This window comes from Pantoea sp. AS142 (genome assembly GCF_037152305.1).
Taxonomy (GTDB): Bacteria; Pseudomonadota; Gammaproteobacteria; order Enterobacterales; family Enterobacteriaceae; genus Pantoea.
On record NZ_JBBCMO010000015.1, the window covers coordinates 25,562 to 51,850 of the forward strand.

20 protein-coding genes are annotated in these 26,289 nt (G+C 56.2%); 4 read left to right on the top strand and 16 right to left on the bottom strand.

Annotated features, from left to right (window positions below; genetic code table 11):
- Positions 1 to 9: 9 nt before the first annotated feature.
- Genes ddaF through WFO64_RS20840 form a run of 4 tightly spaced genes read left to right on the top strand, consistent with a single transcriptional unit; the run spans position 10 to position 5,273 of the window.
- On the top strand, positions 10 to 1,284 hold the full coding sequence (gene ddaF, locus WFO64_RS20825; protein WP_337013956.1) for a dapdiamide A synthase: 1,275 nt from the start codon (positions 10 to 12) through the stop codon (positions 1,282 to 1,284).
- Positions 1,285 to 1,294: 10 nt separating this feature from the next.
- Complete coding sequence (ddaG, locus tag WFO64_RS20830; protein ID WP_013360159.1) at positions 1,295 to 2,467, top strand: fumarate--(S)-2,3-diaminopropanoate ligase; 1,173 nt, start codon at positions 1,295 to 1,297, stop codon at positions 2,465 to 2,467.
- 22 nt (positions 2,468 to 2,489) lie between these two features.
- A complete protein-coding gene (asnB, locus tag WFO64_RS20835) occupies positions 2,490 to 4,313 on the top strand; it encodes an asparagine synthase (glutamine-hydrolyzing) (protein ID WP_013360160.1) in 1,824 nt (607 codons plus the stop codon).
- 9 nt (positions 4,314 to 4,322) lie between these two features.
- Entirely contained in the window at positions 4,323 to 5,273 is a 951-nt protein-coding gene (locus tag WFO64_RS20840) for an EamA/RhaT family transporter (protein WP_337013959.1), read from the top strand.
- Positions 5,274 to 5,390: 117 nt separating this feature from the next.
- On the opposite strand, the gene WFO64_RS20845 is transcribed toward WFO64_RS20840, so the two are convergent.
- From WFO64_RS20845 to trbC, 16 genes are all read right to left on the bottom strand, one after another.
- Positions 5,391 to 6,194, bottom strand: coding sequence for a DsbA family protein (locus WFO64_RS20845; RefSeq protein ID WP_013360163.1), 804 nt, complete (start codon positions 6,192 to 6,194; stop codon positions 5,391 to 5,393).
- A 71-nt stretch (positions 6,195 to 6,265) separates the two neighbouring features.
- A complete protein-coding gene (locus tag WFO64_RS20850) occupies positions 6,266 to 6,871 on the bottom strand; it encodes a hypothetical protein (RefSeq protein WP_337013962.1) in 606 nt (201 codons plus the stop codon).
- A 26-nt stretch (positions 6,872 to 6,897) separates the two neighbouring features.
- Complete coding sequence (gene mobF, locus WFO64_RS20855) at positions 6,898 to 12,021, bottom strand: MobF family relaxase (protein ID WP_337013964.1); 5,124 nt, start codon at positions 12,019 to 12,021, stop codon at positions 6,898 to 6,900.
- On the bottom strand, positions 12,018 to 14,639 hold the full coding sequence (gene traD / locus WFO64_RS20860) for a type IV conjugative transfer system coupling protein TraD (protein WP_337013966.1): 2,622 nt from the start codon (positions 14,637 to 14,639) through the stop codon (positions 12,018 to 12,020). The genes mobF and traD overlap by 4 nt, the downstream gene beginning before the upstream one ends.
- 99 nt (positions 14,640 to 14,738) lie before the next feature.
- Positions 14,739 to 15,098 (bottom strand): hypothetical protein, encoded by a 360-nt coding sequence (locus WFO64_RS20865; protein ID WP_337013968.1) that lies wholly within the window; start codon positions 15,096 to 15,098, stop codon positions 14,739 to 14,741.
- Between the two features lie 420 nt (positions 15,099 to 15,518).
- A complete protein-coding gene (gene traT / locus WFO64_RS20870) occupies positions 15,519 to 16,202 on the bottom strand; it encodes a complement resistance protein TraT (RefSeq protein ID WP_129063691.1) in 684 nt (227 codons plus the stop codon).
- 179 nt (positions 16,203 to 16,381) lie between these two features.
- Entirely contained in the window at positions 16,382 to 16,942 is a 561-nt protein-coding gene (locus WFO64_RS20875; protein ID WP_337013970.1) for a hypothetical protein, read from the bottom strand.
- Between the two features lie 15 nt (positions 16,943 to 16,957).
- Positions 16,958 to 20,005, bottom strand: a complete 3,048-nt coding sequence (gene traG, locus WFO64_RS20880) for a conjugal transfer mating-pair stabilization protein TraG (protein ID WP_337013971.1) — start codon at positions 20,003 to 20,005, stop codon at positions 16,958 to 16,960.
- Entirely contained in the window at positions 19,998 to 21,365 is a 1,368-nt protein-coding gene (traH, locus tag WFO64_RS20885; protein WP_337013973.1) for a conjugal transfer pilus assembly protein TraH, read from the bottom strand. Before traH ends, traG begins: the two co-directional genes overlap by 8 nt.
- Before the next feature lie 34 nt (positions 21,366 to 21,399).
- Positions 21,400 to 21,678: a hypothetical protein gene (locus tag WFO64_RS20890; protein WP_337013975.1), complete on the bottom strand. Its 279-nt coding sequence runs from the start codon at positions 21,676 to 21,678 to the stop codon at positions 21,400 to 21,402.
- A 31-nt stretch (positions 21,679 to 21,709) separates the two neighbouring features.
- Entirely contained in the window at positions 21,710 to 22,333 is a 624-nt protein-coding gene (gene trbB / locus WFO64_RS20895; protein WP_313678711.1) for an F-type conjugal transfer protein TrbB, read from the bottom strand.
- Positions 22,323 to 22,535, bottom strand: coding sequence for a hypothetical protein (locus tag WFO64_RS20900; protein ID WP_129063645.1), 213 nt, complete (start codon positions 22,533 to 22,535; stop codon positions 22,323 to 22,325). Before WFO64_RS20900 ends, trbB begins: the two co-directional genes overlap by 11 nt.
- Complete coding sequence (locus tag WFO64_RS20905; RefSeq protein WP_337013978.1) at positions 22,532 to 23,002, bottom strand: hypothetical protein; 471 nt, start codon at positions 23,000 to 23,002, stop codon at positions 22,532 to 22,534. Before WFO64_RS20905 ends, WFO64_RS20900 begins: the two co-directional genes overlap by 4 nt.
- 10 nt (positions 23,003 to 23,012) lie before the next feature.
- Positions 23,013 to 23,810: a type-F conjugative transfer system pilin assembly protein TraF gene (traF, locus tag WFO64_RS20910; protein WP_129063647.1), complete on the bottom strand. Its 798-nt coding sequence runs from the start codon at positions 23,808 to 23,810 to the stop codon at positions 23,013 to 23,015.
- Positions 23,810 to 25,654, bottom strand: coding sequence for a type-F conjugative transfer system mating-pair stabilization protein TraN (gene traN / locus WFO64_RS20915; protein WP_337013981.1), 1,845 nt, complete (start codon positions 25,652 to 25,654; stop codon positions 23,810 to 23,812). The genes traF and traN overlap by 1 nt, the downstream gene beginning before the upstream one ends.
- Entirely contained in the window at positions 25,651 to 26,280 is a 630-nt protein-coding gene (trbC, locus tag WFO64_RS20920) for a type-F conjugative transfer system pilin assembly protein TrbC (RefSeq protein WP_337013983.1), read from the bottom strand. The genes traN and trbC overlap by 4 nt, the downstream gene beginning before the upstream one ends.
- Positions 26,281 to 26,289 lie beyond the last annotated feature (9 nt).

The following is a 26,289-nucleotide window of genomic DNA, read 5'->3' on the forward strand; positions in this document are numbered from 1 at the left end:
AATAGCACTATGTCGATTTTGAACAATAAAGAAGTCATCGTAATCATTGATGCCTGGTCTGGTGGCAAACACTTAATCCCTGCATTTCAGGCGCTCGGATATTTTTGTCTTCACGTCCAATCTACATTTCTACCGGAAGTCTTCATCGCCGATAATCAACTGGCTATCGCCCGCAGTGACAGACATATCGTCCATGATGGCAATATTGAAACACTACTTAGTCAGCTGCAGCCTTACACCATCAAGGCTATTTTGGCTGGTAGCGAAGGCGCAGTTGGACTAGCCGATTGCCTGAATGACGCCCTGGAACTCACTTTCAGTAATCAGTTCGAACTATCTGCTGCACGACGTAATAAGTACCTGATGCAGGAACAGCTCGCTCTAAAGGACGTGGCTTCCATCAATCAGCAGCTGGCTGGGCACTCAGATGAATTACAGCAATGGCTGGCAAGTCACGCTCGCTGGCCGGTGGTACTGAAGCCAATACAAAGTGCTGGTACCGATGGGGTATTTATCTGTCATGACCTGGCGCAGGCCCTTCAGGCATTTGACGCCATTCTGGCTAAAAAGGATTTTTTTGGAAGTCCTAATCGGGAAGTATTGTGTCAGGAGTTTTTGGTAGGAGAGGAATTTGTAGTTAATGGCATTGCCTGTCAGGGGGAGTACTTTTTTACTGAATTATGGCAATCCAAAAAACAACAGCGCAACGGTTTCCCGGTATATGAAACGCAGTACCTGCACTATCAGAATGATGCCGACTTTGACGTGCTGACCGCCTATACCGCGCAGGTGTGCCAGGCACTTGGCATTAATAATGGGGCTTTTCATGCCGAAGTAATGATGACTTCGGGGGGGCCTGTGTTGATTGAAATCGGGGCCCGGGTTGCAGGCGGTGCAGACCCTTATATTATCGAAGAGTGTCTGGGGCATTCACAAATAAGCAAATTAGCACAGGCTGTGCTACATCCGGCTAAATTCCTGCAGGAGTGTAGACGGCAGCATGACTTTTCAGGCCATCGACGCGCCGCATATGTTTACATGATTTCGCCTTCCCTGGGTCGGGTGCAAGTCACACCGGAAGCAAAATTCATCAAGATCGACGGCGTTATCAGCGTCAATTATCACTACGCCCCCGGAGATATACAGCAAGTGACCTGTGACCTGTTGAGTTCTCCGGGAGTAATCATTGCTATCAGGGATAACCCTGCCTTACTAAAACAGACGATTGCAGAAATCCGTGAGGTCGAAGCGGATTTTTATCACTTGGGCTTAATGGATGAATAAGGGAGAAAACATGAATCTGGAACTGTGGGTACAAAACATCAGCGCCACATTCCCATGGTATGCGCAATTACTCAGGGATAAGCAGGCAGATCTCAGCCGCCTGGAGTCGCTCCCACTTATTACAGAGGAACTGCTGACGCAGCATTACTACCATGCGGAAAATAGCTTTCACGGAGAGCATCACAGTTATCTGACATCTGGTACCACATCCGGCAAGCGTAAGCGTATCTTTTATTCCGATAATGATCAGCGTATTTATTTGCAACAACGCATGGAGATCATCAGAGATTTTTGCGGAGAAGGGCATACCCGCGCCTGTGCTGATCTGGGTACAGGTCATGCGGCCGCAACAGCCGGAGAAATTTTTCAGGCAATGGGGTGTGATGTCGAATTGATCGATTTCACAAGGCCGATTGAGCAACATATCGAGGTGCTTAACCGCTTCAAGCCTGACATTTTTTTTACAATGCCGATGATACTTGATTCTCTTATAGCAACCGGAAAACTCGATTTTCAGCCAAAGAGGATCATCTTGTTAGGCGACGTTGCAAGTTTGGACTGGCAAAATAAAGTAGCGGACTACTTCCATATTCAACCAGCGCAGGTTTTAGATCTCTTTGGTAGCATTGAAATCGGCTCTATCGCCTTCTATAACCATGCACTCAAGCGTTATCAGTTTGATTCATATGTGCGACCAGAAGTTGTGCCGGTACAAAGTCTATATCCTGGTGCGAAATATGGTGGTGATGGCGGTATTTTACTGCTCACTTCGTTTGCTCGTGAATACTTCCCGGCTGTACGTTTTGTGACTAACGATTTAATTGAAGGATTCGCACAGGAAAATATTGGTGGACGAACCATTTACACTTATCAGCGTTGCTTAGGCCGTTTTGCCGGTGAATTCAAGCACGGTGAAAAAATTAACCTCAGCGATATAAGTGATGCTTTGGCAAATAACCTGCCTTATCACAAATATGATCTCGCCGATCATGAAGGCGGCCTGGTAATTCGCATCGCGGCAAAATCAATTCCGACCGAAGTCAGTGCAGCTATCAAGCATGATCTGTTGGCCCGAAACCCCGATATAGCTCAAATGATTTCTTCCGGATTGGTCGGTGATATTCGTATTCAGTGTGTTGACGCACAGGAAATCACCGGCAACGTCAGTAAACGCCGCTACTAAGTCGCTCTAACAAGGAAAATATATGTGTGGTATTGCAGGGGTCATCAACTATCGTCGCCAGCCGACGCAGCCTTCAATGTTATCGTCAATGTTAGCTTCTCTGAAGCACCGTGGTCCAGATCAAGAAGGTGTCTATCATCAAGAGCATGTCAGCATAGGCATGCGGCGTTTAAAAATCATCGCTCTGGATAATGGCGCACAGCCCTGTTACAGCAATGACGGGCGATATGTTCTGGTATTTAACGGTGAAATCTACAATTACCGGCGTTTACGTGCTGAGTTGATAGCTCAGGGATTTAGATTTGAAACTGAATCCGATGCGGAAGTAATAGTTAACCTCTATCAACGGGACGGTGAAGCCTTTTATCAGCGACTGGATGGCATGTTCGCTCTAGCCATTTACGACAGAATCGACGATACACTGCTACTGGCTCGCGACCCGGCAGGTAAGAAACCACTGTTTTATGCTGTTCATGATGGTATTGTCAGCTTCTCTTCTGAACTGAACTCCTTACTAAAAGATCAACGTATTCCACGCCATATTGATCCGGTGGCGCTGGATTATTTTCTGCGCTTTCGTGTGGTTCCGGGCGATCGCTGTATTTTCCAAAACATAAGTAAAGTGCCAGCCGGTGGAGGTGTCAGCTTCGCGCACGGAAAGGAAAGCCGACAGCATTATTGGCGCGTGAATTACCAGCCAGAGTCGGATGAAAAGCCGCTGGAACAGTGGGTTGACGAGATCGATGAGTATTTGAACCAGGCTATCTCTAAACGTTTGATGGCGGAAGTGCCAATTGGCACCATGCTTAGCGGCGGGCTTGATTCAAGCCTGATTACTGCCATCGCCTGCAAGCAGAGCCGACATAAGCTGAAAACCTTCGCTGTGGGCTTCAATGAATCTGCATTTAGCGAACTGGAGTACTCCCGAAGGCTGGCAAAGGATCTGGGTACAGAGCATCATGATTTCATCATTACACCGGGAGAGGCTTTCGACGCGGCACATGATCTGGTAAAGCACTTTGGTGAGCCTTTTGCTTTTCCTTCTTCAATAGCCAGTCACTTTATGTATCGTCTGGCACGTCAGCACGTGGCGGTAGTACTCGGCGGTGATGGGGCAGATGAATTATTTGGTGGGTATGCCCGTTACTCGTTGGTAGCAAATTTCCCCCATTTACCCGCTGAGCATAAACTGCCGCGCAAGGTTGACCTGTTAAATAAGACATGGCGTGCAGATGCATTCCCCGAATTTTATCAGGCGCTTTTAACCGATGGCGTAGGAGGTCAATTACGCCAACAACTCTATAGCAGATCAATGGCACTACGGTTAGCCGAAGAGGGTAGCGTTGCACAGGTAAGACGCTATCGCGATGAACTAATGATGCACTCAGACCCTCTTTCTGCTGCTATGGAATATGATTTCAATCACTGGATGCAGGAAGCTCAGATGGTCAAGGTGGACATCGCATCAATGGCTAACTCGCTTGAGGTACGCGCCCCTTTTCTGGACAGGCAGATTGTTGGTTTTGGAAGTCGTTTGCCGGGACAGCTCAAACTCCATGCCGGGAAGGAGAAATACCTCCTGCAATGTCTGGCGAAGCGCTACCTGCCAGCCTATATTGTTGACCGAAAAAAACAGGAACTTGCCGTTCCTCTGGAGCAGTGGATGGTATCGTCGATGAAAACCCTCATCATTGATACTCTGACCAGCGAGCAGGCATTATCTCGCGGCTATTTTAATCCTGACAAATTACGCCAATTCGTCAGGGAATTTGACGGTAGCCATAGTTATGCACTGTGGACACTGTATATGCTGGAAAAATGGCACCAACAGTTTTTTGATAATTAGGAGTCATGAATGACGGAGCAGGGTAAGTACCTGGCAGGTGTGTTTTTCACAATACTTTATATTTTAATCGCCTCGACACAAAGCGTGATGTTAAATATCTGGCTGCATGGTGTAAATGTTTTTTTAGTTGTCGGCATGAGCTTTATGGTTGTGACTATGGTTTTTGCTACAGTGGGTTTTGTACGCCAGAGATCAGCATACTCAATGCTATTTACTCAGTGGCGACTTTTGGTGGCATTGAATATCGTCTCAATGTTCAATTGGCTGTTTTACTTCCTGGCCGTTAAGTATCTTGAACCCTCCGTCGCTGTAACGCTGACCCAGGGCTTAGGGCCTGTCAGTATGACGATTTATCTGCTCTCTAAGGGGCAACCGGTCAGTCTGGTGACCCGCTCCTGTCATATGGTCATCTTCATTACAGCGATAGCTATGTGTGTCTATACCGTAACTTTCAGAAATGTTTATACACCGTATACCCGCGAGGAAATGATTGTGGGAATAATTATTGCGACTTTATGCAGCATCAGTATTACTGCTACCGTTGTTATATCAAAACGTTTTGCTGTCGGAAAAATACCCGCATCGGCGCTTTTGTCCCTACGATTTCCATTATTAATCGCGGTATGCCTTGGTATATTGTATTTTCAGCATGGAGTAGTTGTAAACAGCAGCATCCTCTTTGCAATCCTGCTTATTGCGCTCATTGGCGTAAGTGCCTCAATTTATTTTCTTCAAAAAGGAATAGAGCTGGCAACGCCTCTGGCGGTATCTACCGTGCTGGCACTTTCGCCGCTTGCTGTATTTATTATCCAGATGTTTAATTCTCAAACATCTTTCAGCCTGACATTGTTTATGCTGATCATGATAATTGTAAGCGTCTCAATTATATCGATAATCTACGATGCCAGGCAGTTAGGGCGGCGAGCACGTGAAGGTGAAATCTCTCTAAGTAAACAGTAAGCTAGTGAATCAGAAAACGACTTCCACCAAGCTTCGATATCTAAACTGCCCCCAAAAGGCCGATTTTTCGGCCTTTATTTTTATCAAAATAAGACCCGCCCAGCTATGCCGCTGCAGTTACAAACCCTTAGCGGCAGCAAGCGCAATGGCCTGCTGCAATACGCCTTCGCTGACTACGCCGGGTATTACCGTAATGTTCTGAGCAGTGGCATTTTCCGCCGGCATGACAATAATGCCGGGTGTTCCCGTCAGCCCCAGCATCTCAGCCAGAGCTGCATTGTTCTCCGTAATATGGTCAGAAACGGTTTTATCCTCCTCTGAAGCTTCATCTGCACCGGCCGCGGCAGCGACCTTCTCAATGTCTTCTGCCGTCAGTTTTCCTTCGTTATGCCCGGTGCGGTAAATACCATTGTGAAATGCCATGTACGCATCTGCCCCCTGCTTCCGGTAAATACCCAGCCCACGGCGTGAAGACTGCTCTGATTCAGGATAGCGGGCGGCAAATATGGTCCAGTCCCGGAACGCAAAGCGAACGCCGGCGTTTGCAGCCATCACCTTTTCCATCACCGGCGCCATCATGCTGCAGGCGATGCATTCGTAATCGAAAAACTCGGTCACGATGACTTTTGAGTCCGCCGGCCCTTTGACAGGCACGCCATCCAGCTGTATCAGCAGCCGGTGTGTTTTCAGCGCTGACTGCACGTAAGCCTGCTGCTGCATGGCCTGCTGTCGTGCCTGCAGCTTTTTACTCACCTCAATGAGCACGTCCGGGTGCGCGACCAGATAGTCCGCCGCAATCTCACCGATGCGGACCTGCTGCTCCGGGGTAAACGCGTCAGCGCCGGCAGCACCGGCCTGTACTGTAAACAAAGCAGTGCTCATGGCCAGAGCAATGCTGGCCATCTTAAAGGTATTTTTCATGATTTATCTCATATGCCTGCGGAGGCAGGCCGAAGGTGACGCAGCCGCATTGAGGACGGCCGCAAAGGATATTAACGTTCTTTCTGTATGTGACGGGTGATTTCCGGGGCAGGTAACTCCCTCTCAGGCTCCCGCCCCCGCGCTTCAGGGGGCAGGCTGACCTGCGCCTGCTGGTTGAGTTCGCGCGCGGCACTGGCCAGCGCCGCTGACGGAATTTCCGGCTGAGCCGTTTTAACTGCAGACCGCGAACGGTTAAGTTCTTCCTGAACCTGGCGGACAACATCAGCCGGGGGCGCGCCGTCGCTGCCTCCTGCGGCAGCCTGCCTGACACTGTCCGGTATACCGCCTACCGACAGCGCACCGAGCACGGCGCGCACCGCAGCATCAGATGAGGCATCCGGCGTATCCGCCAGTGTCCGGGCAGCCTGTCGGACAAGCGCGCTGTAATCCGGCCGGGACTCGCCCGGAAGACGGGGCAGTTTCTGTTCCATAACTTCTGCCACACGCGCTGCAAGCTGCACCGCCAGCGTAACCTTATCCATCCCGTCCGGGCCTGGTGGCACTGCCGGCAGGCTGCTTTTTTCCATCAGATTGTCATTACTGACTGATTTTATTGCACTGCGCAGCGCAGCCTGCTCATCCTGCTCTCTCTCCGTTCGCGGCAGAACAGCGAGCATTTCCTGCAACTCAGCTTTCACCTGGCTCAGAAGCGTGGCGTCGGACGACGCAGCTCTTCCAGGTTGCCACCCGCCACCTTCAGAAGCTGTGCGGATGGAATCTGACGTCCGTGCACTATCAATACTCCCGCTTCCGGCTTTTCGCGCGCTGCGGCAAATCCCTGTGTGAGATCGGTGACGAGCACGACCTCGCCACTGCGACTTTTCTGCAGCATGGCAGCCTGTGCACCCTCCGTTGCCAGCTGACGAAACTGGCCGGGATTAATAACGCCCTTTTCATGGCGCAGCGGAACCAGCGTCAGGCCGGCTGCTTTGCCGTTACCGTCATAAGCCGGCAATGCCAGATGCGGATCCGGATACTTGCGTGTGGGTGGAATAATGCGGGCCGTAACCGGTGCACCGCCGAGTCCGTTGCCGTTCAGAAACGCCCGCCCGATGGCGGTTTTCGTCAGCGGCTGGCCCATCGTCCATATGGCGCGGGCCTGCTTACGCTCAGTTTCCGGCGACAGCGCATCGTGGGCGGTTTTAAAGCCCTTTTCTTCCCGGATTAACGCTTTTTTCCAGAGCTCCACGTTATCGGAGTAAACCTGCACGTGCTCTTTAGCCCTCGACAGGCTGATATAAAATGCCCGCATTCCGCTCATCATGCCACGGCGGCCGGTGGCGCTCTCCAGCGCGATAACAAAGCGACTGCTTGCGCCCTGAGCACCATGACCGGTCACCGCCCACGCATAGTCGATATGCTGGTCAGCCAGAGTATTGCCCGGAGAAATCACCTTCTCACCTGACGCACCTTTCAGTACGACATTTCCATTGTCATGCAGCGCCGTCACCCGGTACTGTTCATGCGCCGCATGGCCTGCCTGCCGCTGAGTTTTGGTCATACGGACGCTGTCACCAGTACGCAGTTCAAGGGTCTGTTGCCAGAAAACCTCGATTTCAGTCGCGTTAAGCTCGGCAGGCGAGTTATAGCGCATCCGGCCATCCTCGTCCCGCAGCAGCACGTTCTTCGTGCCGCGGTCCAGGCCTGTGACCTTCAGGTAACGATCGCCGCTCAGTACAATATGGCCGACCTTCCAGGCATCAAACCTGTTAAAGTCATGGCGTCCGCTGGTGACCCGCTCAAGCACCGGCACTAGGACTGCCTTCCCGCCCAGCTCATTTGCCTCCGTCATCGCCCTGTGAATACCCGCGTTCAGTGCGCGTCTGTCGTCATTCAGTGAGGTCACGATAAGCGTATCTTCACGTGCAGACGGCGTGCGGCTCATGTAGTCGGCCACGATTACATCATGGACAAGGGGCGCCCTTTTTCCGTCGGGGCCGGGCAGTTCATTGCCATTTTCATCCTTTGGCGGCGGCGGAACTTCAATAACGGAACGTTGCGGCGCCTGGCTGCCCGCCTGACGCGACACCACGGCAGGGGATACGCGGTCAATTTTCTCCAGCGCCGCCGCGGCCTTGTTCTCAATGACGCTGTAAACCGCGCCGCGCAGATCGTCGCTGAGCTGGCGCTTGATTTCCTTCATCACCGCAACATCAATCGGGCTGCGCTCCTGCAGGAGGCGGAAGGGGGCACCGCTCTCCGGTGATTCGAGCTGAGCGACGTCGCCCACCATGACAGCACGGCCATTGCCCGCCGCGATGGCGCGCAGGGCCTCAGCCGTGTCCTGATTACCCAGCATGGAGGCCTCGTCGATGAGAAAGAGCGTATTGTCATAACTGACCTTTTCGCCGGCGGCGGTGCGCTGCTGCCAGTCAAGCAGAAATGACTTCATGGTCTGACCTTCAATACCGATGCTGCGCATTTCTTTCACTGCACGGTGCGTCGGTCCCAGGCCGATAACGACTGGCCGTACGGTTTCGGGCAGTGTATCAATGGCCGTTTTGACAGCGTCAAACTGCGTGGTTTTACCCACCCCTGCGTAACCCTGTACCGCCGTAAAGCGGTCAGCACTCTCAAGGATAAGTGCGGACGCGTCGCACTGTCCGGCTGTCAGGCTGGCGGGCAGTACGGCTGCAGCACTGGTCATCAGCGGTGTCAGGACGTTCTTTCCGGCCTCAATTTCCCTGACGATCGCTTTCTCCATCTCCCATGTGGCACGGGCTACATAGCGGATTTCGCCGTCATACGGTACCTTAATGAGCTCCCCGGCCTGCTCTAACCGGATTATTTCTCCGCCGACCCCGCCTGTGCTGCCAAGAAATTCGGCCGCTTTTTCTATCAGCTGCGCAAACGGAAAAGCGACATCCCGCATATTAGATACTGCCCGTGAGACCGCCTTTTGCGCATCAGTCTGAATGCCGGCTTTCAACGCGCCCATCGCTTCACCGGCCTCCTCCCGGCCGCTCAGCTGGCGGACCAGCTCCAGCGGTGTACGGTTATCCCGCAGGCGCCTGAGCTTCTCTTCCGCACGACCCAGCGCTTCGCCGGTATAAATTTCAGCCTGGTTTCCAGACTGCGCCAGCGAATTCATCATGTTGGCGGACAGGTCGCGGGCGCCAAGTGACGCAAGCACAGTACCCGTCTCGCTGTCCCGGCTACCTGGCGCGCTGACGTAACCGTGGGTAACGTATAACGGGCCATCCGTACTGAGGCGAAGCGGACGCTTCTGCCCGTCCCGCTGAACCGTCAGCATGCCATTTTCCACCGACGTTACCCTGAGCCGGTCGCGCGCCCTGACGCCGGCTTCTTTATCGGCTGCGAGCGCAAAAAGTTGCTCACCTGGCGCCACGCTGAGGGTGACACGCGTGAACAGGCGCCAGTCGCCGGTCAGGGCTGTCATTTTCACCCGGCTCAGCACGCCGTCACCGTCAATCAGGGTCAGCATGCGCGTATCCTCATGCACACGATCGATGACATAGTGACGCGTTTCCTCTTTTTCCGTGCGATCTTCAAGTACCATACCTGCCCGGTAGGTAGACGGAAGCCGGCGTTCTTTGGCGGAAGCAAAAACAGGGCTGCGAGCCTCGACTTCTGCTGTATCACGCCCGAGTTTGCCGGCGTTCTGCAGCGCGTCGCGGATGACGCTGGTGAGCTGCTGCTGTTCACGGGCACCCGTCACGACAGCGGTTACAGGCGCGTCTCCGCCGCTGAGTTCGGCATAGCGATCGGCCAGAACCTGATACCGCTCGCGCTTGTCCTGAATACTCAGCACCCGGACGTCCATTTCAGGTGCCGGGGTGCTCAGCGTGAGGCGCTCCGCCCCGGCTGAAGCCAGTACGGAAAGCGCACTGGCGTTAGACTGACGGCCGGCGCTGTCAAGGAACAGCAGCTGCGCGTTCTTTTCCCGCGCCTCGGCGGTCAGAACCAGCACTTCTTTCAGCCCGAGTTTTTCCGCGCCCTCAATAATCAGCGTGCTCTGCACGCCGAGGCTGAACGTGCTGTCCAGCACGCGGCTGCGCGACAGCAAATCGTTCTTCAGCAGCGGGGATGTCCCAAAGCTCAGCGCACGCTCTGCGGAGCTGGACAGCACTTTCACGTCCCGCCCCTGCTCCCGTGACATTGTCACCAGCTCCTCGGTAGTTTCGCGCAGGCGCTGCACGGAAGCTGGCGCATTCAGAATGGCCACCGGTGATCGCGCCACTTTTTCAAGATGTGCCGGCGGCGCTTTTGAAAAGATGCGCATATTCGCCACTTTATTCTCTCTAAGGATTTCTGCCGTCAGCGACTGAACAGAGAGTTCATCAAGTAGGTGGATCTGTGAGGTAAACACGCCCTTTTCGCCGTCAAGCGGTGTCAGCAGGTCTTCACTGATTGCCTGATCGATGGCCCTGCGCAGGTCTGGCAGCTTCTGCTGCGTTTCACCCGCATCGTGGGCGGTCAGCAGCAGGTCACCATAGGTAAAGCGGGTCCGGCTATCGCTCAGCACGGAAATGGCAGCGCGGACCGCGTCCATCGCCGGCACAGGGGCGTCCTGCACCTCACCCGCTTCAGGACGGGACATTTCACGTTCACGCGCTTCATTCATGACGCCCTGAATGTCAAAGCCGGTATCTTCCATCTGACGCTGCCAGCGCGCCTGCAGCCGGGCACGGCCGTCAGCAGTTTCAGGTTTGGCGATCGGGTCATCTTTAACCTGTGCTGACGGCGTTGATATGTCCTTATCCGCTGTAACAGCCGCTTTTTCTGCGGCTGACACCGCGCTCTCAGGACCAGACTCTGCCGGCACGTCTCTATCCTCTGCTAACGGGGCTAACGTTTCTTTATCCGCTGTTGCAGGGATTTTATCTGTTACTGCCGCAGCCCGCTCCGGCGCAGGCTCAGCCTGCACGGGTATGGAGGAAGATTTAGGCCGGGTGCCCCCCGGTGCCGCCTCGTCCTCACCATAGCGGCTGATGTCCTGCTTGCGCTGGCGCGTATCGAGTGCGGCCACGTCGCGGCTCTTCAGCGAGGCATCCTCGCCAGCGCGTGCGTGGATTTCCCGGTGGCGCGAGGAAAACTCATCCAGCACCGCTTCCGTAAAGCCCTTTATCTCCCACAAATCATGACGGCCGCCGGTCGGCACGGTTTCATAGCCGATAGCCTCAGCCTTACCTTTAAGGACATTACGGTAAATTTTGCCGTACGTTATCTGGTTGCGGTATGCCGTTTCGATAAAGCCGGCACCGTGAATGGTGTCGGTGGCCAGCGCCTTCCATTTGCCGTCCAGCTCCGTGACGTTGGCCATCACCGCGTGCGTGTGGATCTGCGGATCGAGGTTGCGGGAGGTATCGTGCGTGAACAGGGCGGCGACCATTTTTCCGCTGGTCACGATGCGCGTGACGCCCTCCTTCGTGTCCCGGGCGCTTACCGTCTGCTCCATGATGGCCAGCGTCTCTTTTACTGCGTCATGGTGTGCCTCCAGCAGGCGTTTATCGCCGCCGGCAAGGATAAGCATCGAGACGCTTTTGGGTGCTGAAAAGGTAAAGTCGTGCCCCGGGCGATGCACGTGGGCACCCTGCACCTCCTTACCCAGCATCACGCCGTTGGGCAGATTGCCGTGCAGAATGTCCGTGAACGTATCCAGGTCAACCGGTCCCTCAAGCCCGAGTTCGCGCGCACCCTCCCCCATCCACTGCGTGGGCATGTCATCCAGAAAGTAATAGTTATCCTTGCTGCTGTAGTAGCCGGCAGCGTCGGCGGCCGAGGCCACCGGAGCAACGGTCATCATCGTTCATACCCTCCCGGGTCAAGGCTGTCACTCATCTCCTGATACGCGTCGTAGTCGTCGCGATGTCGCAGGATGTTCTTTTCGTCATCGGCCATGCGTGCGTTGGCGTCGCTGTACTGCCGGGCATCAGCCTCTTCGCGCTTTTCCTGGTCGGTTTTTCGCGGGCTGATGTGCCGGACGATGAGGCGGCCGCCGTCGTCTTTTTCCATCTGCATGCTGAGCTCAGGCGCTTCACCCTGCGCCGCGCCGTCCTGCGGCACCGCCTCCTCAGCGTTGCTTTCACTGCTTTCTGCTGCTGTAGCCCGGCTTTTACGGCGCGCCAGCATATCGAGTGCGCTGGGTCCGGACGGTTTTGGTCTGATAACGGGTCGTACTGCGGGCTGCGGCGTTTCCGATGGCGACGCTTCTCCCCCGGTGTCTGACGGCGTGACCGGCCGGACAGGTGCCGGCGGCGTCATTTTCGTTTCAGGCGGTGCCTCTACCGCAGCCTGCTTTGCCGGCATCGGCTCAGCCTCAGCCGCGATGACCGGCGCGGGTACAGTACGTAGCGGGAACGGGCGCACGTTTGAGGGCGGCGGCGTATCACTCACAGCTTCTGATGCGGGTCGTGCCTGAGCCGGCGTCGCAGCAGGTACTGGCGTCACAACCTCCCGCTCAGCAGGTGAAATCGGACGACTCACGGGCGGCTCAGCTTTTAACGGTGCGGCAGCCGGTGAAGCAGGTACGGTCTCCGGCCCGGATGTGGCGGTGGTGCGGTCACCGTTTTCCAGTATTTCTTCGCCGGTCGGAAACGAAATGTTCGCCGCGCGGGAGCTGCGTTCGTTGCTCTTGATGATTTGTTCGAGCTCCGGACTCAGCCGGTCATGAAAGTCACGCTCAATCAGCGCGGGGTGATATTTTTTCTGTTTGCGGTACTTCAGGTTCAGCTTCACCACCGGGTACTCGCCCGGAAGGCGCACATAGAACTGCAGGTTTGGCATTTTCATAATCTGGTCGTAGTCCACGATAGGCTCATTGACCTTGTCCTTACTGATCGAGATACCATCACGCACCTGGTCAAGGCCGTAGCTGTTCTGCTCGCGCGCCTCACGCCGGCGCTGATGACCCAGTTCCTCCTCCACGATTTTGGCCACCTCAGCGCTCGGCGAACGGCCATAGGCGCGGGTGTTCAGCAGGTCAAAGATGGCTTTGGCCATCTCGCGGCCGTAGATGTGGATTAGCTGCGGCATGTTCTGAATGCCCAGCACGAAACAGCCGCCGAACTTGCGCGCCTCGGCCAGCGTTTCGTTGAACTCCGGTATCTTCTGCAGGCTGGCAATCTCATCGCCGATAAACCACACGCGCCTGTCGCTGTTCTCGCCCATGCTCTGCAGCAGCAGCGTGGCCAGCGACAGCCACATCGATATCAGGGGGCGCACAGCCTTGCGGTGGCGTGCCGTTGTGGAAATAAACAGCCAGCTGCTGTCGTACTGCGCATCGGTCATCCACTCGCGGATGCTGAATTCCGGCTTACCCTCTTTATCCAGCCCCTGCAGGTAGCGCAGCGACTTGGCGTAGTTGGTCAGCACCGAGCGGATAGAGATGGCGGTCTTCTCGATTTTTTCCTCAACCAGGTTGGCCGACGGGGTGTTCTTCAGAAACTCGCGCAGGCTTTTCAGGTCGATGGAGAGACAGGTTTTCAGGAACGTTTCGATGCTGCGGTCAGGACGGGACGCGAACTGCATGGCCGTGTCGCTGAAGATGGTGCGCGATGAGGAGACCCAGAACGGATCGGAGTCGCCCTCAACCGGCATCAGCGCGGCCGTCATGTTCTCGTAATCCACCACGTCCTGCGCCTCGCGCCACAGCACCCAGTTCTCACAGCGCCTGTCGTGCGCGTTCAGGATTTTGTCCAGGCGCTCGTCGTAGTGGGTCTCAATAAACGTCCCGCCGGAGTCGTAAACAATCGCCCGGTCGCCGCGCCGGCGGATGTAGTCCAGCAGCCAGCGGATGAGGGTGGACTTACCGACGCCGATGGTGCCGTGAATGAGATAGTTCATCACCTCGGCGTTCTTCACCATGTTCAGGCCGCCAATCTGCAGATCAGATTTCTCACCGGCCTTTTTCAGCAGCCGGTTGACCTCTTTAAGCTGGTCAGTAAGGGTCATGCCCGAGATAAACTCGTCCTCACTCTCCCGCTTACCGATGCGACCCACATACCAGGCAATAAGGCACCAGAGCAGGCTGGCGGCAATACCGCAGGCGCTGGCGATAAAGCGCAGGTTCGTCAGGAACTGGCGGCCCATGTCCTGCATCCACGGATTGGACAGCAGCTGCGCCGGCGTCAGCTTTATCGCGCACAGCTGCGCACTTTCATCGCAGTGCCAGAAGATGTCCCATGTGGCTTCGGCCGCACGCGGGGACAGGTCCAGCAGAGAGTGGCTGGGCCACGCTGCCCAGTACCAGAAGCCGTTACGTAGCACGTCATCGGGCGTCGTCAGCCAGAACACCGCGCCGGTGGCCACCACGAACAGCAGCAGCATCCAGTGGAAAATCCAGTTGCTGACCTGCACAAACATCCGCAGCCGGTAGGCCGTCATCTGGCCGCCCTGCGTCAGGTATTTGGGTGTAAAACTCATGGGTAACTCCGGATAGCACGCAGGTGCAGCCCGCCCGTGAGAATCGGGCAGGCTGACGACGAAAGAAAAGTGGAAGCCGGGCCGCTCGGGCCCTGGAGATTATTTCAGCGTGACGGACGCGAGGGTGCGGATAAGCCCCGCCCGGCGCAGCAGCCAGACACCAGCCATGACGGGGATAGCACAGGTGAAGACAAACAGATTCCAGCAGGCCAGCGTGAGCCCGGAAAGCACGCAGCCGGCAGTCATTACCAGCAGAACCAGCAGCAGCGTGATAACGCCCGGGGGCATCATGTCGCCCTGCACCATGCGGGTGGCGAGGTCCCAGGCATAAAGATGGCTGTGTGACATGATGGTTTTTACGATATCCGGCCCGAACTGCCACAGCACGATGGCGCTCCAGGCGAAACACAGGGTTAACCAGATAACAATTGTGCGTGCCGCACCGTTGAGAGTGAGCATAGATATTTCCTTCAGAAATTTAAGGTCGGGGATGAAGTACAGCCGTTACAACGCAGACTCCGGCGCGCTGCGGGAAAGGCACCCCGCTGAGCATGAGGGATATAGGTCGGTTAAATCTGAGCCACGCTTCCGCTACCCCGTATATCAGGGAGAAACGTGGAAATATGAGGTCCCGTAAGGGAGGAGGGCAGCACCCGTGGTGTTGACGCTGCCCCGGTGTCCGCTGCCCGGGGGGCGCAGACGGGGGTTGGCAGGCGCCCCGTTGTCAGGAGAGATTTTCTTATTTCCCCCTTAAGGCGCATGCCGCCGGCTTTGCAACCGGTCATGACTTAATACCAGGAATTTCAGCACCCTGCAAGCTGCTATATCTTAATAACTGTCTCCCTGACAGTTGCAGAAGCAGCTAAGCAGTATCTTGCGTTACATGATGCCGGCGACTGATTTAGCCAGCTGCGCTTCAAGAACAGGCTTTGCCTCTTCAAACTTCAGGTTCACTTTATTAGCGTTTGAAACGACGCGGGTCTGATACTTCATACGGTTGCCTTCTTCACTGCTGGTCTGCAGCTTGAGGCCAGAGTTTCCCTGCCTCAATGCTGCCACATTATCTGTCGTCACGGCTGCTTTGCTGCGTTCGGAAATCTGTAGATCGGTCACCATCGTAAAGTTCGTGTCCTCGACCAGAGCATCTGCTGCCATTCCCGCAAGCCCCGCGGCCAGGCCTATGCCCAGAATGGCTCCACCTGAATTACTGTTATAAGCAGTAATCCCAGCACCAAGAGCAGCCCCCGCAGCGGCGCCTTCATACCCTGTCGACAGGAAGCTTTGTGCCTGCCGTAAATCCATCTTCTCTGCTTTCAAAACGTTAGCCTGAATCCAGTAATAAGCAGCATCAGGGCTGGAGGTCACGGTATAGCCTTTTGCACGCAGGTCCTGCGCCAGTATCGGCTCAAGATCACTCATGTCTTTATCAGAGGTATTTCGCACCTGCAGATAAACCGTTTTCTGACTGGATGGCTCCAGCCAGACGGTCTGGCTCATCTGCGTTTTGACATCGAGATTGCGTTTTTTAATAGCTGTACTCATGGCACTACAGCCGGAAAGCATAAGACAGGCAGCAGCAGTCGCTGCCACGAAGACATTGCGGTTTTTCACAGGTGCATCCTTATTTAACAGAGAAAACGGAAATGGCGCGCCCCTGGGCACGCTGTATTAACTGGAAGAATTTATAAAGAAAACCCCTTCAGCCAGAATGGCGGAAGGGGTATTAGCAGGAACTGGGTGTCTTAGATGTTTTTAATAATCTTAGCGAATTTGCTCATTGCGCCAGCAATACCATAGCGTGTTAATTCTGAACTGATAATAGCCTGCATGATGAGATGACTTATCAAAAGCATGAATGGCGCTGCATAAAATAACTGCGGATTCCAGGCTGCCATTAACGCGAAAATGCCATTGCCAAAGATTGCTGCTATACAGGTATTTTTGTATGTCCGGCTTAACTTCTGTACCAGTAGCGATTTACTTCTCACCGTCTGAGGTATAGCGGTCAGCAACAGAAACGGAGTATAAGTCATAGCCATAATCGCTAAAGATAAGATTAGTGTGAAGCCACCGAAGGCCAGCGTCAGCCCCTGATAATGCAGCGTCGGGTTAATCCACACATCGTCTGGCGGCACAAAGCTATAAATGATGTATGCGAACGATAATGCATACAACGACAAACAGGTTACCGGAAAAGCAGCACTCAATTTCATTGCATCAAGTGCATTTGGAACTTCATGTTCGCCAGATGCAAAACTATTAAGCAGATAATCTGCGTCCTTCTTGATATCGCTATACATCATCCCAGCCCCCCTTACTTATCCGGCACGCCGTCTAAGCTCCGCTATTTTTCTATCAAAGTCATCGCCCAGATTGTCTTTGGGTTTCTGGCCCTGCTCATTTAACTCTTTATTATGACCCGCTTTGAAATTTCCTTTAGCAGAATCATGTTCATGCTTAAGTATATCACTGGACGTCTGAACAGTGGTTTTATTTTCGGCGATTTTACCGTCATTTTCCCTGAGAGTTTCCATAAGGCCAGATCTTTGTGCTGCGACCTGATTGGCGACATTATTCTGAATGCCGGTGCCTGCGGCCTGCTCGCTCACACGTTTTGACCCGTTGCGGAAATCTTCTCTTATTTGTTGTGAAGGTGCACCGGCCGGAACGCTGAGATTCCGCTCTCCCTGCCGCGTGCTGACTTCCGCTGCCTGCCCTTTCATGACGACAGCATTCTGCGACGAATCTTCAGCGGGTCCATGACTGTCAGCCGGCGAGCTGCCCGACAGGCCCTGTCCGGAAGCCTGTGCGCCGGCCGGAAGCGGGCTTCCACTCCCGGCAGATGTCCCTGCAGCATCCAGCGAACGTGATGGCTGCAGCGGCTCACTGTTAACCTGGTCAGTCCGTGCGCCATAGTTACGCATGATTTCAGGTTCCAGCCGCTCATGCATAAATTCAGTAGCTGCGCCCTGCGCGCTTCTGACGTTTGTCAGGATGTTCTGGGCGTCACTGCCATATTTAGCAGTAGTCCAGTCCACAAACTCCTGATTGTAGTTGGCGTCCAGGCTGGCACTCTGCGTCTGGGAAAGAGTGGCCATGCGGCTGAATTCCTGACTGCGCGTGCTGCTCTCGGTGTACTGATGGTACTGACTCTTCGCATCATTAAGCGTCGCTGCGAACTGCTGAGCGTTAGAGCTGGACTGATTATCAGTATGACTCCCTGAATCGCTCAGACGGGTCGATGTCACCATATCCATGCCCTCGCGGAAATCACGTGCCTCCTGACTGCTCTGGTCGCGGCGACTATCACGCCCCTCTGAGTGACTGTCCTGCGTACCGTGCGAGCTGCCGGTAGTGTGACGAAGGTCAGCACTGATACTGGCTTCTCCTCCGGCGCTGACGCCGGTCGCCCACTTGCCGAGTTTACCCGCCAGCTGGTCACCGGAGTCAAATTTAACCTGGCCTCTGACACCCGTTCCAGCACTGCCCTGATTGGTGATATCCATCAGCTGGTTGTAGGCCTGCTGTTCAGAAACATTGTGCGACTTCGCATAGTTCTCAACGGCAGACTGCATTTTACTCGCGCCTTTAGAGACATTCGTTGCCACACTGTTGTCGCTGCCCTGCGTCATGCTGTCGCTGTTACCGCTCTGTTGAGTCAGCTGGTTCATCTGCTGGAAGCCGCTGGTCACGCTGTGGTTATAGCCATCAAGCGAACTCTGCGCCTGCTGCTGCGCCTGCCGTGCCTGCTCGGAGAACCCGCTGCTGGCGAGAGAACTGAGCCGCATGCTGACAGGCAGGTTTGATATCGCCTGACTGGTATCCACTACGGTGTGTCCGTCAGCCGTCTGTGTCATCATCGCGTTATTGCCGGTCTGGAAGCCCTGAGATCCCGAGCGGCGCAGCATGTTGGTATCAAACTTGTTGGCACTGACATTATCCATCGACATGTTATTAAACGACCAGTTGCCGTCCGCCGTCGTGGAAGCCTGTCCGCCGGTCGCAAACGCCGCCGAGCTCATCACTCCGCCAACGGCCTGTGAGGCCACAGACGCCGCTCCTTTGGTCAGGAAAAAGGCGAGCACCGGTATGGACATGCTCAGATAGCCCGCGATGTTGGCCGCGTCTGAGTGCTGCAGCGCGACCTGATCCTGATTGGCCAGCACCAGCGGCGTGGCCCCGGTCTTCGTCTGCAGATAGAAGTTGGCCAGCGAGTTAAGAATGGCGAACATCACCGGCCACATGGTGAAATAAACGAAACCGCCGGCGTACAGCTTCAGCGTTTTAAGCCCGAAGATGTCGTGATTCACCAGCGCAAGCGCGATGACCAGCGGGAACAGCGCAATCAGTACCAGCATCATTAGCGACTGGAACATCGGCAGCGTACGCGACGCTATCACGCCACCCGCGCCCCAGCTGATGCGCTGCTTGGTCATGCTGGACTCAGTGGCCAGATTCAGCAGGTTGGCCGTATCGGAAGAGCGCGCCGCAAAACCTTTCCAGCCGTCACGGATGGCCGCATTGGTGATGTTATTACGCATAATCTGCGCTGCGCTCAGGCCGCCTGCATAGAAGAAGTTGTAACTCTCATCCATCGCGTTACCGAGCAAAGTATCCCCGCTGACGCGGCTGCCGAACACGCGCGTGGCCAGTGCATGCCAGGTTGTGCCGCCGATGCGCACGTCCGCCCCGATCAGATTTTTGACGACCGCAGCCGCCTGCTGGCAGGTGATAAACTGCCGGCCGCTGCCCGTATCCTGATACAGACCGCGCAGCGGGCTCGGGTTATTCGTAATCAGCGTCAGCGGATCGGTGCTGTTCAGCAGCTGTGACACGGTATATTTGTTATTCAGCAGGATATCGCCCACCACGCAGTTTTCCACGTAGTTGGTAAGCATGCCGGCCAGCTGCGGATTCTGTGACCGGAAGTCCGTGGTCTGTGCCACAATCTGCGAACCGAACAGCATGCCGGACTTCGTATAGGTCAGCGAGTCCGGCCGCGAGAAGCTGTACTCATAAAGCCGCGCCACGCCGAACTGCACTGACGTGGTCAGCCCGGCGATGAAGGCCAGGCCGGCCGGCACGTTATCCACCTGATAAACTGCCGCCGGATCGGTGACATCAAGTATCTGCACGCTGCGCTTCGGAACGAGCAGCACCGACGTGATAATAAAGAAAACGGCCAGCCAGCTGGCAAACACCATCGGGTTGCGCGATTTGATGAAGCTGAAGATTACGCCCAGCACGCCAAAAAGCCCGGCGATACGTTTTAACGTGTCATAGGTGTCGCTGCCGATGACGGTAACGACGCCGTTAAACACCTGACGCCACATGTCACCGCCGTAAATGGTCCAGACCTCAGTCATTGCCCGTTCCCCACTGATAGTTGCCCTGATAGGACGTCGAGATAATGGTGGATACCTGCTGCTGCAGGTACTGCATGTTGCGATCGATACCGTCCAGCGCGTTCTGGTCGGCGGTACTCTGCAGCTTCATCTGTGCCAGGAGCGAGGTTGCAGCCAGCACGTTGTTACGCAGCTCGCCGGCTGCCTGCTCGGGGAAGTTTTTACCGGCCAGTGACTGGCTCGCCTGTTTTACCAGCTCCTGCAGGTACTGGATCATCATGTCCTGCGCGATAAAGTCGGCGACCTGTATCAGGTAGGTCGGGCTCATGCCCATGCTGCGGGAGTTGGTCAGGTATTTCAGCACCGGCACCGAGGTGGTGTTGATGAAGCCTTTCTCTCTGTCCGACAGGCCGGTATCGGCCGTGAGCTTGCTATCGATAGAAATCATCAGGTTTCTTACCTGCGTCACCAGCGCCACATCGCTGCTGACCGTGACGCTGGCCACCGTCGGCCCGAGGCACAGGTCCTGCTCATCACAGCCGTACATCTTCGCGGTGCCGCCGCGCATCAGCACGGTAATGATGTCGCGGTTATCAACCAGCGGCGTCAGGACGGTGACCTGTCCGGCTTTATTGAAGATGATGGAGCCCACTACGCTCATCACCAGTTCCTTCAGCTGGCGGTTACCGTCGAACAGGTGATTGCGGCCCAGCGCGTCCCAGATGAGATTTTTGTTTTTCAGCACCTGATCCTTCATGTTGGCGGACGCCCGGCCGGTGACGCTGTCACCCTGACCGCCCACGGTGCAGCCCTGACGCGACGCCGCCCAGTCGGAGAAAATGTTGCTCTCACCTGCAATGTCCTGACAGATTTTCTGGTTCGATACCTGAGACACCGGCCACAGGCCGCCGATGATGCCCTGCGCGGCCTGACAGGAGCTCATGTTGGCGGAGTTCACGTCCGAGGCGAGTTTCTGCAGAAAGTCTTTGGCCTGCTTGAGCTCCGGCACCATCGTCTGCAATGCCAGGTCAAAGGCGTAGCCCGCAGCATTACTCATGATCTGCTTAACGAATCTCTGCAGTTCGGCCCCGTTGATGTAGGAAAAGGCGCCCAGATAGGAGTCAATGCCACCGCAGCCGGCGTTGAGTGACGGTACCTGCATCGAAATGAGCTGCACCTGTTTGACCGGGTTACGCAGATAGATGGAGCCGCCGGTAACGTAGCCTGCGGCCTGACCCTGCCATGCCTGCGCCTTTGAGACGTTGCCGTCAAAGCCGAGGCTGCCAAAGTAGCCGTTCAGGTCACCCTGCACGTCGGCAAAGGCCGGCGCACTCAGGGTAAGCGCAGCCAGAGCGCCTATTAGGAACTGACGCAGATTCATGATGTTTTCCCCGCCTGCAAGTGTGTACGTTCTGTCATTGAAAACTCCGTTCATTCATAAATCCGTGCCGGCGCAGGGTGATGCTGGTCAGCACGCCGCAGCCGAAGCCACCGGCAAGGGAGAACAGGAACAGCAGCGGATAAAGCTGCAGACCGCTGAGCACCAGCGCGTCAGAACCGTAAGTCATGCCGTCCATACGGCCGGCAATTTCGCAGGCGAGCCAGGCATACAGGCCGGCGGCGGCCAGCAGCGAGGCGCAGACAAGCAGCAGCGCCGTCTCCAGCCGGGAGAGCGTTAACGTTTTTTCAGTCATGGGTATTCCGTCGGCGGCACTGCCGCCCGTATTACTGCGGGGTAAGTAAGGTACTGCTCGGGACCGGACCCAGCGTGTCCGGCGGGAGGTTATCGATATCGGCTTCGATCATCTGCGCCAGTCGCTGGCTCATGGTTCCCATGTCCGTCTCCCCCTGAAACAGCGGGTAGGCCACGTTGGTGTTCACGTTAACCATAAAGGTGGTCGGCGTGGCGATGGGCAGCCCGTTGCCGAAGAAGGTCAGGATCTCACCGGCTATCGGCTCATTCGGTCCCGCCTTGCGCGGGATAAGCGCCACCGGAAAGGCCGTATCCCCGTAGCCGTCAAGGCTGTAGGGATACACCTTGATTCCCTCTTCATCGGCCCAGGCCTTCAGCTTCGGGTCGAACTCCGCGCTGTTCTTACAGCTCCGCTGCATAAAGACCACCACCGCATAATCGTTCAGGTTGACCTGCCGCCCGTCGGTGAGGGACATTATTCTGGGGGGCTTTACGGGTGCCGAACGCACCGGGCGGGTCCCGGGCAATCCGAAATCCGGCAGCTGCGCACCGCGCTGCCCCTTCGCCTGCTCAAGCGCAGCAATGTCCGAGGCCACCGACGCCTGTGCGAATACCGGCAGCGTCAGCAGTACCATCAGCAGCACGTTAAGCCTCATGATGGCCTCCCCGGCCGCCTCGCGACCTTCGCCAGGCAATCAGCTCCGCGATGAGGCCCAGCGCAACCAGAACCAGACAGGCTACCGAGACGCCGGCAAGCACGTCGTACGTGAAGCTGACTGACCACGCCAGCAGCTGGCGCAGGCAGTTAAAAATGATGCCTGACATGAACAGTAAGATGATAAGAGGTAAGCGGTTCATTTACGGACTCCCTGAGCGTGGCGGCGCAGGGTCCGCACCGCCACGCCGGCAATAATGGAAAACAGTACGCCGGTGAGGTAGAGGCTGCGCAGTGTACTGTCAGTCTCTGTTGCCCATGCATCACGGCTCTCTGCCGCCTTCACACACTTGGCAGGCGGGGGGGCAGGCCTGATATCTCTGCTGACCGGTACGGCCTTATCCCATGATGTATCAGGAACGGACGGCCAGGACTCCACGCGTGTGGCCTGCGAGGCGCAACTCCACACCTGCCCTGCCGGAGCATCGCGTATCAGCCTTTCGGCCTCGCTCACCAGCAGATGCCCGGCGCCACCGGCGCTGTGCGCGCTGAGCAGGAACAGCAGAAAAAACAGCAGCGCCGGATGAATCACCAGCGTCTGCAGCAGAAAGTTGCCTGCCCGGTTTGCGGTAAGCAACCGCCCGTGCCAGACAGGTGAGAGTGTCAGCATAATCAGGTCCTCAGAAGTTAGGCTTAAAGCCGGTGGCCACATTGAGAAAGCGCTTCGCCAGGTCGTCCTGCGTCATAAAACCGTAGGCGAGCGGACGGAAGCTTTTTGACTTGGGGTCAACCAGAAACAGCGCCGGATAGTGCGTAATTCCCATGCGCGCGCTCTGGCCGGCGTCCGGCCGGCTGTCGGGCACCTGCGGCGACACCGTGCCGTCCACGCTGACCGGTATCAGGGAGATGTGCCGCAGGCGGGCAAAGTCCGCCACCACGCCGGCCATCTGTGCATCAATCGGGTCACCGCCACGGTAGAAGTAGAACAGCCCGTACTGGCCGGAAAGCTGACTGATGGCCTGCGTCTGCTCCTGCTGGTCCCGTGCCTGCTGCAGCGGCGCGGTGCTGTTGTAGTGCGGATGGTCAAGGTTATAGTCGAGATCCGGATGGTCAAGCTGCGCCACGGCAAAGGACTGACTGAACATCGAGGCCCGGTCGGTCCAGAACTTCTGCCAGCGCAGGAACGTGGCGGTATGCTCTGCAGACGGATGGAGGATGGCGTTGTTCAGCGCCTCCTTTGTGTACGCTTTAAGTACGTCCGCCTGCTCTGACGGTGACAGCCTGCTGAAGTCCGGCACCTGCGGCGCGGGCTGCGCTTTTGGTGCCGGCGGGTCAGGCTTTTTCTTCGGCTCGTTGTACCAGTGCCAGCCGGTAAACGGGTCAGCCGGCGTCACCACCGCGTCAGCAGCCGGCGCATCGTCCGCCACCGCCTGTCCGGCGCACATTGCTATCATCAGGCTAATCAGCAGCCGCTTCATTATTTACCTCCTGTCTGCGCATTGACCTGCGCAGCTATACGGTCTTTTGCCTGCTTGATCATCGTCGCTGAGTCAGGGATTTTCTGATTGGCCATGAGGTCGCTGTAGAAGTCCTGGAAGTTAATCAGATCAAAGTTAATGGCCTGCAGTTCAGGAACCGTTATGCCACGACAGTTCGGTGAGTCACCGCTACCAAAGCTGACGTGCAGCTGATCGCGGCGCCCCTGCTCCTGGATAATGCGGGCGAGCTTGCCGCCGAACACGCAATAGGCCTGCTTCTTCTGCACGCACACCCCCAGCACTGCCTTGTTGCAGGCTTCGCCGACCAGAACGGTAACCTTTTTAGCCTTCGCTTTACCGATGGCCATTTCGTCACTGTTACAGTTGGCCAGCCCCGAACTGTTCCCCCAGCCGGTATCAACGCAGCAGTTTGAGAAGCCGGCCATCGCCTTGCGGCAGTAGAGCGCCTGTCCGGTAAAGGCCTTAATATCTATCTGATCGCCGTTCTTGACGTCATCGCCGGCAGAGGCAAGTCCGGCAAGTTTGGCCACGGCGGTATCAAAGCCGCTGTCGCCGGCACCGTCGGTACCGTTGCAGTCGCCGCTCTGACAGAGGTATTCTCCGCCGCACAGCAGGCCCTGCGAGCTGTAGGTGGTCTGGCACTGGTAAGTATCCTGCTCATGCATGCACGTTCCGCCTTCCGCCTCGGTACAGCCGCGGCCGGCAATGGTGCAGTTGCGGTCAGACATCAGCTGAGCGCAGTTACCGGTGGAGTTCACCGGCACGATGTAGCTGTCCTGGTACTGCCAGCAGCCCTGCGTCTGGGTATAGGTCTGGCCGTCGGAGGTAACAGATCGTGAGCCTCCCGGGTCGGTGCAGACGCTGCCGGTACTGGCGGTGGCCTGGGATTTGTCAAAGCTGCAGCTTTCGGACCAGGTCGTGTCGGCCTTTTTGTCGGACACGGTCACGTTAAACGTCACGTCGAGGTGGAACAGCGTGGTGCCGTTATTAATGTATTTAATGAGCGTGTTAATGACGGAATCAAGTCGGGACCCTTTAGGGGTAATCACGGCAGAGTAAACCTGACCCGCATTAACCTGCTGTCCTGCGACACCCAGGCTGTCAGCCCCCTTGCCGTATCGGAGGGTTACATTGTTATTCAGTATCGAGGTGACATAATCTGCCCCGGAGTTATAAGACGGGGCCGGGGTATAAACCAGCTGCGTGGTGCCGCTGACGAGGGTAGCCGTTTCAGGAAACGTGAAATCTACCAGTATCTGATTGCCCGAGCGCCGTGCGTTTTTGAGCAGCATATTCATCGTCCGGGTTTCCGTGTGGCTTGAGCCCGTGACGATTACGCTGCCGGTGCGGGCACAGGTCTGGACCTGTGCTACGTCCCTGTCGCAGGTGAAGTTTTCAAATACTGACTTCGACACGACTTTGGCGGTGCACTGGCTGTTGGTACCGTCCACGATGGAGCCGCTGTTCGCCTCCGCATTCTTGCCGTTCTGGATAAAGTCGGCGTTCGGGTCAATGGTCACGGCCGGATTCTTTGTTGAAGAGTCCGTGACCGCCTGCCCCGCTTCATTACTTCCGATCTGGGTCTGCCCCTTATCCTTTATCCCGCCGTCCCCGCCCTGGACGCCGCCGTAGTACCCCCCCTGCGGAGGACTGGCGGTGTAGCCCGGGATCACTGACGCCGGGTCGGTCCCCTTCGCCGCAGCGGTGCCCTGCCCCTTATTTGAGCCCGCATATCCCGCACCCGCGTTGTAAGCGTCACTCGTCGCATCAGCGAATGCGCCGGACGCCATCAGACATAAAGAAAGCAGCAGGGCACGCTTCATTTCGTACCCTCCGCATCCTGAAGCAGCTGCGCGGCCGTACTTCCACAGTCACCGCGCTGCTTAACCTCTTCGAGCGCCTGCTTGACCGGCAGGCTGCCATAGATGACGTCAGACTGACTGCCACAGGTGACGACAAGTGCCGGCACGGCTTTAATGTTGTACTTTTCGTACAGGGTCGGGTCAATCTGCACCCCGGCCTGCTTATCTTTTTTAGACAGTTCAAACATTGTCTCAGCGGTCTGACGGAAGTCGTTGTTCAGCAGGCCGTGCAGCGTGGCCGGTATGCCGAACCGGCGGGCGTCCGCAAGCATCGGCAGCAGCCCTTCCTCTGGGATACCCAGGCTCACGAAATACACAGCCCGCGGCGCGGGGCGGGCGGCGCTATTCTGATCCGCCTGCGAGGCGGCAATTTCGTTCTGCAGCTGCGAGACCCGATCCTGCTGCGCATCCGGCAGCGTGATATTCATGCCCTTCAGCTGGCTTTTGAACAGCTCCAGGTCGCGCTGCTGTTGCTTCATGTACGCCATGTCATTACCTGACACGACCGGCTGCTCTGCAGCATTCGCCATTTCTGCGCAAAGAAGCGCGGCGCCCGCAAGCAGCGCCGTAATCAGAGGTTGTTTCATGGTGAGTCC